Annotated in this window: 10 protein-coding genes and 1 riboswitch; of the genes, 2 read left to right on the top strand and 8 right to left on the bottom strand. The window is 38.4% G+C overall.

Annotation, left to right across the window (positions count from 1 at the left end):
- The 7 genes from LN736_RS18380 to LN736_RS18350 all read right to left on the bottom strand — a co-directional run.
- Positions 1-111 (bottom strand): transposase (locus LN736_RS18380; RefSeq protein ID WP_229982181.1); only part of this gene is annotated, 111 nt, incomplete at its 3' end.
- A 162-nt stretch (positions 112-273) separates the two neighbouring features.
- A complete protein-coding gene (locus tag LN736_RS18375; protein ID WP_229982180.1) occupies positions 274-1,407 on the bottom strand; it encodes an MFS transporter in 1,134 nt (377 codons plus the stop codon).
- A 186-nt stretch (positions 1,408-1,593) separates the two neighbouring features.
- Positions 1,594-2,037: a MarR family winged helix-turn-helix transcriptional regulator gene (locus LN736_RS18370; protein ID WP_229982179.1), complete on the bottom strand. Its 444-nt coding sequence runs from the start codon at positions 2,035-2,037 to the stop codon at positions 1,594-1,596.
- 72 nt (positions 2,038-2,109) lie between these two features.
- A complete protein-coding gene (locus LN736_RS18365) occupies positions 2,110-2,841 on the bottom strand; it encodes an ABC transporter permease (protein WP_179977324.1) in 732 nt (243 codons plus the stop codon).
- A gap of 12 nt (positions 2,842-2,853) precedes the next feature.
- The gene (locus tag LN736_RS18360; RefSeq protein ID WP_229982178.1) at positions 2,854-3,615 is read right to left on the bottom strand and encodes an ABC transporter permease; all 762 of its coding nucleotides are present in this window, start codon (positions 3,613-3,615) and stop codon (positions 2,854-2,856) included.
- Positions 3,612-4,523 (bottom strand): ABC transporter ATP-binding protein, encoded by a 912-nt coding sequence (locus LN736_RS18355; RefSeq protein ID WP_106008649.1) that lies wholly within the window; start codon positions 4,521-4,523, stop codon positions 3,612-3,614. Before LN736_RS18355 ends, LN736_RS18360 begins: the two co-directional genes overlap by 4 nt.
- 193 nt (positions 4,524-4,716) lie before the next feature.
- Positions 4,717-5,892 carry a phosphoribosylaminoimidazolecarboxamide formyltransferase gene (locus tag LN736_RS18350; RefSeq protein ID WP_229982177.1) on the bottom strand — a complete coding sequence of 392 codons (1,176 nt, stop codon included), beginning with the start codon at positions 5,890-5,892 and terminating at the stop codon, positions 4,717-4,719.
- 48 nt (positions 5,893-5,940) lie between these two features.
- Positions 5,941-6,025, bottom strand: a riboswitch (ZMP/ZTP riboswitch).
- Positions 6,026-6,171: 146 nt separating this feature from the next.
- On the opposite strand from LN736_RS18350, the gene LN736_RS18345 reads away from it, so the two are divergent.
- Together LN736_RS18345 and LN736_RS18340 are read left to right on the top strand one after the other, a co-directional pair.
- Positions 6,172-6,885, top strand: a complete 714-nt coding sequence (locus LN736_RS18345) for a response regulator transcription factor (RefSeq protein WP_229982176.1) — start codon at positions 6,172-6,174, stop codon at positions 6,883-6,885.
- A gap of 14 nt (positions 6,886-6,899) precedes the next feature.
- Entirely contained in the window at positions 6,900-8,312 is a 1,413-nt protein-coding gene (locus LN736_RS18340) for a sensor histidine kinase (RefSeq protein WP_229982175.1), read from the top strand.
- Positions 8,313-8,469: 157 nt separating this feature from the next.
- Here the strand turns inward: LN736_RS18340 and LN736_RS18335 are convergent, their stop codons facing one another.
- A complete protein-coding gene (locus LN736_RS18335; protein ID WP_229982174.1) occupies positions 8,470-9,927 on the bottom strand; it encodes an MDR family MFS transporter in 1,458 nt (485 codons plus the stop codon).
- Positions 9,928-10,187 lie beyond the last annotated feature (260 nt).

The raw sequence follows: 10,187 nt of genomic DNA, 5'->3' as shown, positions 1-10,187 counted from the left end.
CTTTAGCCTATTTGATATTTTATCATTTATTACTTTTCTCCTATATTTAACAACCAGTACTAAATGATAATTTAGCAAAAATACTGAATGATTATTTGTATCTAAATCCATTTATTTTACCTCATTTATATATTTACCACTGATTTTAGAATACATCATATATAATAATTCGTCAAGTAGTTATTATTTTAGGCATCGAACCTAAAATAACAAGGACTATTCATATCCAACTTATAGAAGATAGGAGAATTACGCCCTTTTTGTTAAAATTGATTAATTTCCTCTTCTTCTATAAATTATAAAATGAGCAATAACAGCTAGCGCTTGAAAAATAAATCCGATTGTGCAGACACCCTGCCAGCCAAAATTCTGCCAGAAGAGAGTACCAAGGAAAGAGCCTGCTGCACCTCCTATAAAATAGGAAAACATAAATACGGTATTATTACGGCTGCGAACCTTGTCCCCCAGAAGTTGTACTCTCGCCTGATTTGATACCTGCCCGCACTGATTTCCAAGATCAAGAATAACTGCACCTAACATAAGACCAATAATATGATATCCAAAGAAGATAAAACATACATAAGCAGCAGTAGAAAATATTACTCCCACCCCTACAGTAAACCTGGGACTTTTCCTGTCAGCTGCCTTGCCAATAAGTGGTGCTGCCAACGCACCGGCAACTCCAAAGAGACCAAATAACCCCGCTTCTCTGGTACCCATATTATAAACCGGTGTCTCAAGCAAAAATATAAGTGAAGTCCAGAATATACTGAAGGAACCAAACATAAAGAAACCATTCACTGCTGATTCCCTCAGAGAAACCTGATTTTTTATCAAATCCGGAATGGACCTTAAAAGCTCCCTATAAGGAATTACATTTGACGGCTTATCTTTAGGAAAAAGCCCTAAAATAAAAGCAAACAGCAGTGCAATAAAAAATGCACCGAAAATATACACAGCTCTCCAATTTAAAATTGAACCTATTACCCCGCTAAAGGTACGTGAGAGCAAAATTCCAATAAGAAGACCGCTCATAACATTTCCTATAATCTTGCCCTCCTGACCTTCCGGTGAAAGGTGAGCAGCATAGGGAACAATAATCTGCGGAACAATGGTGGTAAGACCTATTGCAAACATGGATAAAAGCATGACAAAATAATTTTGTGAAAATGCAGTTATAATCAGGGATAAAGCCACCAAAACCAACATTCGCAGTATAAGTGAACGTCTTTCGCACATATCTCCCAGGGGCACTATAAATAAAAGTCCAAGGGCATATCCAATCTGAGTGACTGTAGCTGCTATTCCTGCCGAACTCTGTGATACGGAAAAGGCACCCGCAATCTGTGATTCAAGTGGTTGAATATAGTACAAATTTGCAACACAGACTCCGCAGGCAACTGCCATCAGCAGAACCAGTGATTTACTTAAAACAAACTTCTTTTTCTCTCCAAAATCTTTCAATTGTAAAACTCTCCTCAATCAGTATTTAATATCTGAACTTTAAACTTCATATAAAATATATCGGACTTTGGATAAAAAATTATTTTATAGTGTATATGTACTATACACTATGGGTATGGAGAACTTCCTTCAAAGAAGTTTCTCCAGCTGCTCTAAAAAACTATAGATAGCTTCCATGTCCTTCCCGGACTTATCCTGTACACAGGACAAAATAACTCTGTTGATGTTTTCATGATATTTTTTGTGTTCACAATAAGCTGTCCATCCCTTTTTAGTCAACAAGACAATGGCCTGGGATTTATTTTCCGGATTCAGTGCCTTTACAATTAATTTTTTACCCTCCAATCTAATGAGCGTTTGTGAAACCGCACCTTTTGTAATATTGTTCCTCCTGGCTATTTCTGACACGGAAAGTTTTTCGTTGTCGCCTATGAACTCAACAAGATGAATTTCTGAAAGGTGAAGTACTGTATCCGTACCAAAACTTCTCGCCTTTTTATCAGTTTCATTAAAACGGTTTATGACATCCAATAATTTTCTAGGTAATTTATCTGCATAAAATTTTCTATCCATATTAACAATTGTATATATACTATACGTTATTGTCAAGAGCAAATGACTCTTAGTTTCGGATAAGCACTCAAACTATATATCCCTGCTTTTAAATTCATGTGCACCAATGAGCGTAAACATTATAAACAAAACAACAGATACCGCATACATATAAGGCGGAAAATTGAAACTTGCATTTGTTGCACCTACCAATACCCTGCCCGGATAATCCCAGGGAAAAAACATCCAGTACCTGGTATTGTCAATTAAAACTGCAGGCAGAGAAAATACCAGCCCAACGCCTAACGGCACAGCAATATTATTGCATTTCATACTCAGATAATATTGAACTGCTATAACAGGCAGTGAAGCTATAATGCAAAGTAACGGAGCATATATTAACTCTTGGGGCATACTCTGATTCTTCGGCGCTATAATCAGGCCGGCTAAAATTGTAAGGATCATAAACAGCACAAGATTTAAAAATACTATGCCGCAGGTAACAAGAAGTTTTGCCCTATAAAGCTGTTCTCTTTCTACGGGCAATGTCAGCATCCACTTAAAATTATCCCCGCTGTTTTCTATTCTCACCAGAACAGCCGTCACTATGGTAATAAAAAGCCCTATAATAAACAATCCATAGAAAAGTGAGCTCTGAGTATACACCTGATTCCATACATTTTGTCCTTTTGAGGTAAAAAGCTCTTTATATCTCAAAAAATTTGTAAAACCCAATATAACAAAAAACAAGGGAACAAACATAACTATATTCAATATTTTGGAGTGCTTCAATTTCAATAATTCCACTTTATATATACTTTTCATACTATTCACCACCTATTTTATATCCCTTTTATCAAATTCCAGAACCCCTATTACAAGCCATAGTATCCCTGAAGCTATCCCAAAAAAAGCTGCTCTCTGGGCGTTGCTTTTATCTCCCGTAGGCATCGCCAGCAATACATTGGCATAGGGAACCACATAGGAGAGAAATTTACTCTGCGCAAGCATATAGGCCCCTATGCTTCCCGCAAAACCCACGGCCGCAGCTGCCAGCGAATTCTCCATGTAACAGCTTATAAACTGCTCAAAACCCACCACTCCTAAAACTGTACACAGCTCAAATCCTATATAATTGAAAATCAATCCGCAACTTCCATCAATATGGAACAAGTTTTTTATAATTATCAGAAATATACCGTTTAAAATCACCAGGATAAATGCAGCTGCAAGCACTACAATCCACTTGGACAAATAAATCTTGCTTCTTTCAACGGGCCTTGATATTATCTGTTTCCAGGTTTTCTCACTGTATTCCATATAATTTACAATAACCGCCACTACAACAATGGATAAATTTAGTAGAATAAACCACAAGGTAGAGGCATGGCTCTCATAAATAAGTGCTCCTATCCTGTCGTAAATTCCAAGATCATACAGGGATTTTATATGCTCCTCTGCCATTAAAAAACTATATCTCACGTGCAAATCCGCGGTCAAAAGTAAAAAAGAGAGAACCGGAATGAAAAATACACCCTTCCAGAGTATCGACCTTTTGTATTTCATAAGCTCGGATTTTAAAATTGAAGTAGATGTCATAGTTTTTCTCCCCCTTCAGTAAGATCAAGAAATATTTCTTCAAGGGATTTTTGCACTTCCACAAATTTAAATACCCTATTGTTCTTCAATACCAGCTGTCTTAAAATCTCCTCCGGATCCTCTCCCCTTGGCTTTAATAAAACATCCTTGCCCTCTGTCCTATACTCATATCCACAGCTGTCCAGTGTATCCTGAAGCCTTCTGGAATCCCTGGCTCCTATACAGATCTGACTCTTACTTTTTGAATGAAGTTCTTCAAGAGTTCCTTGAAACAGCATATTTCCCCTGTTTATAATTCCAATATCATCTGCTACAAGTTCAATTTCACTCAGGTTATGACTGGATATGATGACTGTCATATTGTAGAGCTTGGGAAGTCTTTTAATAAGGCCCCTTATCTCATGGATTCCAGAGGGATCAAGTCCGTTGGTGGGTTCATCCAATATAAGAAGTTCCGGTTTTGATATGAGTGCCTGGGCAATTCCAAGTCTCTGCTTCATGCCGAGTGAAAATTTACTAGCTTGTCTATTTTTCCACTCCGTTAGTTTCACAACCTCCAGAACTTCATCAATATATTTATAGTCAAGTTCCAGAAGTTCCGCCGATACCTGCAGATTTTCATAGGCTGTCAAATTTCCATAATAAGATGGCGCTTCCACCATGGACCCAACTCTCTTCAGAATATCCATTCTGTTTTTCTGAAGATCTTTGCCAAACATACGGACTTGTCCACCTGTAGGCTTTATAAGCCCCAAAAGCATCCTTATAGTTGTGGATTTTCCAGCCCCGTTGGGACCCAGAAATCCGTATACCCTTCCTTTCTTTACAGATAAATTTATTCCCTTTACTGCCTTAAAGTTTTTAAAACTTTTCGTCAAATCTATGGTTTTTACAATATTTTCCTCCATACAATTTCCTCCTTGAACTAGCATATGAACATATAATAGATCCTGCAGCTTAAATCCCATTTATCAAAACCTTAAGGGAACCTTAAATTCCATTTGATAAATAAAAAAGCCTTCTATGAAATAGGCTCTATCATAAAAGGTTTGAATTTTACCAAATTTTTTATATCTTTGAAATGTATCTTTCTCTTTTCCTCTAATGATGAAACAGCCTTAAATCTGAAAAGGCCATTACCATATTATAATCATTGCAGGCTTCTATCACAGCATCATCTCTTATGGAACCGCCTGGCTCAACAATGTACTCAACCCCGCTTTTAGATGCCCTGTCTATGTTATCCCTAAATGGGAAAAATGCATCAGAGCCTAGAGAAACTCCTTTAAGTTTTGAAATCCAATTTTTCTTCTCCTCTTCCGTAAGCTTTCTTGGAACTTCAGTAAATACATCTTTCCAGTGTCGTGTCTCCTCTTCTGTTACATCATTACGAAGATACTGATCTATTGCATTATCTTTCTCAGCTTTTTTAAGTCCGTCTCTAAATGGAAGTGATAAGACTGAAGGATGCTGTCTTAAAAACCATATGTCTGCTTTTGATCCGGCAAGTCTTGTGCAGTGAATTCTCGACTGCTGTCCTGCACCAACTCCAATCACCTGTCCATCAAGCACAAAACATACAGAATTGGATTGAGTATACTTAAGTGTAATCATTGATATTAAGAGATCTCTCTTTGCATTTTGAGTGAGATCTTTTCTTTTTGTTACTATATTTTTCAAAAGTTCATCTGTTATAATTGCGTTATTCCTTTTCTGCTCAAAGGTTACTCCAAATATTTCTCTTTTCTCCATTTCACAGGGTTCATAATCTCTGTCAATTTGAATTATGCAGTAATTTCCTCTCTTTTTCTTCTTTAAAACTTCAAGAGCCTCCTTACTATAGGACGGCGCAATTATTCCATCAGAAACAGCACTTTTTAATACTTTAGCCGTAGATAAATCAACTTCATCACTTAAAGCCGCAAAATCTCCATAAGAAGACATTCTATCGGTACCTCTCGCCCTGCAATATGCAGTAGCTGCAGGCGAAAGCTCAACATGTTCAACTGCATATACCTTCTTCAGTATGTCATCAAGCTGCACTGCAACCGCAGCACCGGCAGGACTTACATGTTTAAAAGAGGCCGCACTTGCAAGACCTGTAGTATTTTTCAATTCCTTTACAAGCTGCCATGAATTAAGTGCATCCATGAGATTTATATATCCGGGCTTGCCATTTATAATTCTAAATGGAAGTTCTCCTTTTTTCATATAAACCCTGGCAGGTTTCTGATGTGGATTACAACCATACTTTAATATAAGTTCATTATTTTTCATCTGCATTACTCCCTTCCAAATTTGAACACAAAAAAACCCGGGTAAATTATTAATTACCCAGGCGGTCGATACAACTTCTATTCAATCATGCTTCCCATGGTAAACTCCATTTCCGCCAGTCACATGATCACTTATTTATCCATTAAATTATATTATACTCCAATATCCATGTCAATGATTCAAACCTTAACAGAACATTAAAATTTTGTATCTTAGGCGAAGGATACCTAAATGATGCTATAATTAAAATATATATATTTTTGACCATTGGAGGTAAAAATGCAGGATCAAATTTTAGATAGAAAGATACTTTTAATAGATGATGAAGTTGAGCTTTTAAAGCTGATGGAGACGGTCCTTAGAAAAGAAGGCTTCAGGAGAATATTCAAAGGAAAAAATGGATCAGAGGGTATAAAAATATGCAGAAACGAAAAACCTGACATAGTAGTTCTGGACATAATGATGCCGGATATGGACGGATTTGAGGTGTGCAGAAATATAAGGAATTTTTCTTTTGTTCCCATTATCTTCCTGTCTGCGAAATCTGAAGATGTAGATAAAATACTTGCTCTGGGCCTGGGTGCGGACGATTATGTAACCAAACCTTTCAGTCCCAAGGAGGTAGCCTTCAGGATCAAAGCTCATCTGCGAAGAAACATATATATCAAAAATGAAATGTCAATGAAAAAGGAAAAGATAAGCTTCGGGGACATAACAATTGACCCTGCAAAAGGTGAAGTATCAAAGTCAGGTAAAAATATAACACTTACTCCCAAGGAATATCACCTGTTATGTTACATGGCCCAAAATGCCAATCAAATTCTTACCAAACAGATGATATGCAGTGAAGTCTGGAAAGACAGCTATGAGGGATATGACAACACAATTATGGTTCATATAAGAAAACTAAGGCAAAAATTAGAAGACAATCCTTCCAGTCCAAAATATATAATTACAGCCAAGGGCCTGGGTTATAAGCTGAAAATTCAATGAAGAGGTAGCTTAATATGAAAATCAGAAACAAAATCAAAACCAATTGGAATATCACTACAAGATTTCTTGTAACACTGATATTCATAGTTATAATTGAATTATTCGTAAATCTGTTTTGGGGAGGCCAGATGACTACATACAACAACTGGATTTCAATCTATCCCACTCCGGAAAAGTTCACATTGAATTTCTCCAAATACGTAGGCTTTAAAAATCAGACTCCCTTTATAAAAGAAGATGGGATAAGACAAGTTCAAAAAAACGGTGCCTGGATTCAAATAATAGATGAAAATTTCAGGGAAGTGTACTCCTTCAAAAAACCCGGTACAGTTTCCGTTAAATATACTCCCATAGAATTTGCCCATATCTACAAATACGACATAGCCAATTCTTCCATATTTATAGGTGAAAAGAAACATGGCAGCAGGAGCTTTTCCTATATAATAGGTTTTCCTCTAAACAGAGTGGCAAAACACACCCTTGTCTTTAACCCTTCTTCCTTAAGAAGATTTTTCTGGAATGGAGTTCTGCTGCTGCTGGGTATAGATATACTGGTGGCAGTAATCATATCCTATTTTGTATTCGGAAAGAGGATGGGGAAACCACTTCAAAATATAATCAACGGCATAGATGAACTCTCAAGGGGCAATTATGAAACAAATTACCTGGAAAAAGGTGTCTATAAAGGCGTTTTTTCAAACTTAAACAACCTGGGCAGAACTCTCAGGGAAAACAGAAAAAAAAGAGAAGAACTGGATAAGATGAGGGATACCTGGATCTCCTCCATATCCCACGACCTGAAAACCCCCCTGTCTTCCATAAAGGGCTATGCCGAGATAATGAAAGATCCGGATTATACTTTTTCCAAAGAGGAGATTTATCAGTACTCGGAGATAATATACAACAAGTCCACCTACATACAGTCACTAATCCAGGATTTAAATTTAACTTACAAATTTAAAAACAAAGCCGTACCTTTAAAAAAGGAAGAGACAAATATGACTCTCCTTTTACAGGATACAATCATAGAAATTTTAAACAACCCGCTTTACTCCAATAAAAATGTGAATTTTTATCCTGAAGATGAAAATATAGAAGCTTTCGTAGATAAAAAATTTTTAAGAAGAGCGCTTGCAAATTTAATTTTAAATGCCATAATTCACAACAGGGACAGTGTGCAGATTGACATTTCAATTTACAAGAAAGATAAAATCCATATTACAATAAAAGATAATGGCAGGGGTATACCTGAAAAAGATCTAAACTATGTTTTTGAAAGGTATTACAGAGGTACAAATACCAATTCTTGCACCGAAGGCTCAGGTCTTGGCATGGCAATATCCAAGCAGATAATAGATGCACAGGGCGGAAGTATAAATATAGAAAGTACCCTGGGTGAAGGTACAACTATAAGTATAATTTTATAGCTGACATTTAATATTAAATAGGAATATGCCTGTATAAGTTCTTCCCCTAAAGAATACCGTATTCTAAGTGCTGAAGACACTAAGAATACGGTTAATAAGGTCCAGGTGGAGTAAAGTATTCCTTATAAGCAAACTCCATCTGAACCTAAGAATCACTTTATTTCCATGAATCCCCTTCCTGTAAGGATGTTTCCGATGCTGATTTTTTATACATGGTCAAAAACATCGTGGGGATCACAGCTGCTATGGTGAAACCAATAGTCCACCAGAACGAGACGTTGAAGGAATGGGCAATGGCATGAAGATCGGAGACGGCATGTCCTGCCATCTGCCCCTGGGCCACGGTAGCAAGGATAGCCGACCCGAAAGCTCCGCCGATGGTCTGAAAAATCCTCGTGGCTATGCTGGCGTGGGGAACCTGCTCTCTGGGAAGTCCGATATAAGCAGACATCATAATTGCAATCAGCAAGCCGCCGAGCCCCGCCCCTCTGATAAGCAGAGCAGCAGCCAGAAAGATCAGATTCGTATCCACACCAGCAAAAGCAAAGGGCAGAGTTCCTACTGCAACAGCAGCAAGACTAATCAGCACAATATTGCGTGAACCGTTGCGGTCGGCCACCTTACCGGCCCAGCTTCTGGTGAGCAGCATTCCTATTCCCTGCGGAAGCAGCCACAATCCGGCATACAGGGCACTTGCCCCACACACCTCCTGATAATAAAGGGGCAGCATCAGCATAGCCCCGTTGGTGATGATACCGCACAGGATCAGCAGTATATTGGAAGCTGAAAAATTGGCGGATTTGAACAGACGCACATTCAGAGCCGGTTCGCGTTTTGTCTTCAATGCATAGATAACATAGGATGCCATCAAAACCATGCCGATGATAAGAGGGACATAGACTGTCCTGCTACTTAAACCCCCATGGGTGGCAACCTGTGCAATGCCGTAAATCAGAAGGGCAAACGCAGGAGAAAGCAAAAGCATGCCCATCACATCAAGGGAGGCTTTCTTTTCCAAATGCTTATCGGCCGGTATTCCCCACAAAGCCAACGGAATGGCTATGATGCAGATTGGAATATTGACAAAGAAAATCGCCCGCCAGCTTAAGCTGTTTACGATAACCCCGCCTAATACCGGCCCAAGGATCGGCCCCAGCAGAGCGGGAACACTGACGATGGACATGATCCGCCCCAGGTTGCGCCCTCCAGAAACTTGTACAAGCTCTGTCTGTAATGTGGGCATCAGCAATCCCGTGCCGATTCCCTGGATAACGGCAAAACTGATTAAACTCTGGATGTTCCAGGACAGCATGGCAAGCACAGAACCGGCCAAAAAGATCGTCACGGAAAAGATATAGGAGTGTTTGCATCCAAATCGCTTGGTGGCCCAGCCTGAAATGGGCACGGTCAGTCCCATTGCCAGAACGTATCCCGTCGTAATCCACTGCACAACAGAAATGGCTGCCTTCATATCGGTTGCAATAGTATGAATGGCCACATTGACCATGGTGGTATCGAAAAGTGGTGCAAGGGCACCGACCACCAGAATGATAGCAACCCTGAGCACCATTGGATCGAGCTTTTCTTTTGCCGGTTTTACATTTTCTGTATTCATTAGAAAACTCCTTTCATAGTCACAATAAGAAACGTTTAGTTTCTTTTGGAATTATGATATAATAAATACAGAACTTTGTCAATAGGAAACTCCGAGTTTTCTATATATATTTCTATGACAGAGGTACATTTATTGTTGATGTTCGGAGGGAAAAGGTTGAAAAGGTTGAAAATTAAAGTATGAATTGGAAACATAGTAAAAGCGCATAGCAAATAAGCCATCATTTGATGACTTTTTGAAAATTAAATATTTAGCAAGTT

This window comes from Clostridium aromativorans (genome assembly GCF_020908015.1).
GTDB lineage: Bacteria > Bacillota > Clostridia > Clostridiales > Clostridiaceae > Clostridium_B > Clostridium_B aromativorans.
This window is presented reverse-complemented; position numbering and strand designations above follow the sequence as displayed.

Bases quoted from the DNA above. Each gene is read 5' to 3' on its own strand.
- LN736_RS18350 (WP_229982177.1), bottom strand. From the start codon at position 5,892: ATGAAAAATAATGAACTTATATTAAAGTATGGTTGTAATCCACATCAG.
- LN736_RS18370 (WP_229982179.1), bottom strand. From the start codon at position 2,037: ATGGATAGAAAATTTTATGCAGATAAATTACCTAGAAAATTATTGGAT.
- LN736_RS18345 (WP_229982176.1), top strand. From the start codon at position 6,172: ATGCAGGATCAAATTTTAGATAGAAAGATACTTTTAATAGATGATGAA.
- LN736_RS18340 (WP_229982175.1), top strand. From the start codon at position 6,900: ATGAAAATCAGAAACAAAATCAAAACCAATTGGAATATCACTACAAGA.
- LN736_RS18335 (WP_229982174.1), bottom strand. From the start codon at position 9,927: ATGAATACAGAAAATGTAAAACCGGCAAAAGAAAAGCTCGATCCAATG.
- LN736_RS18365 (WP_179977324.1), bottom strand. From the start codon at position 2,841: ATGAAAAGTATATATAAAGTGGAATTATTGAAATTGAAGCACTCCAAA.
- LN736_RS18355 (WP_106008649.1), bottom strand. From the start codon at position 4,523: ATGGAGGAAAATATTGTAAAAACCATAGATTTGACGAAAAGTTTTAAA.
- LN736_RS18375 (WP_229982180.1), bottom strand. From the start codon at position 1,407: ATGGCAGTTGCCTGCGGAGTCTGTGTTGCAAATTTGTACTATATTCAA.
- LN736_RS18360 (WP_229982178.1), bottom strand. From the start codon at position 3,615: ATGACATCTACTTCAATTTTAAAATCCGAGCTTATGAAATACAAAAGG.